Here is a 549-nt window from a genome sequence, read left to right as displayed (position 1 = left end):
GGCTCAATTCCTGACCAATCGATTTTGAACGGATTGGACTTAGCCTGGGCGTAGGTGATGCGCTTTTTGCGCGCTTCGTTGGCGAGGTGGTTGGCACGAACCGTTTCGTACTCGGACTGGATCTCGCTGATGTAGCCGGGCCCATCGCGTTCTGACACCAGCTTGGACACCACGCCAACTGCGCGCGATGCATCGAGTACGTAAATCGCCTGCCCGCGTGCATAGTTCGGTGCGATCTTCACGGCCGTGTGGACCCGGCTAGTGGTGGCCCCACCGATCAAAAGCGGGACATCGAAATCCTGGCGCTCCATTTCCGCGGCCACGTAGCACATTTCATCAAGTGAAGGCGTGATCAGACCAGACAGGCCGATGATATCGACGTTTTCTTCCTTGGCCTTGTCGATGATTTTTTGGGCCGGAACCATTACGCCCATATCGATGACTTCGTAGTTGTTACACTGCAGGACCACGCCGACGATGTTCTTGCCGATGTCGTGGACGTCGCCTTTGACGGTTGCCATCAAAACCTTGCCGACGGCTGGTTTGTCC

At 56.3% G+C, this 549-nt stretch carries 1 protein-coding gene; it reads right to left on the bottom strand.

Annotated features, from left to right (window positions below; translation table 11 throughout):
- On the bottom strand, positions 1-549 hold a 549-nt coding region (locus AAFU51_18925; GenBank protein MEO1573311.1), incomplete at both ends, for a cobalamin-dependent protein.

The organism is Bacteroidota bacterium, assembly GCA_039821555.1.
Taxonomy (GTDB): Bacteria; Bacteroidota; Rhodothermia; order Rhodothermales; family Rubricoccaceae; genus JBCBEX01.
This window is presented reverse-complemented; position numbering and strand designations above follow the sequence as displayed.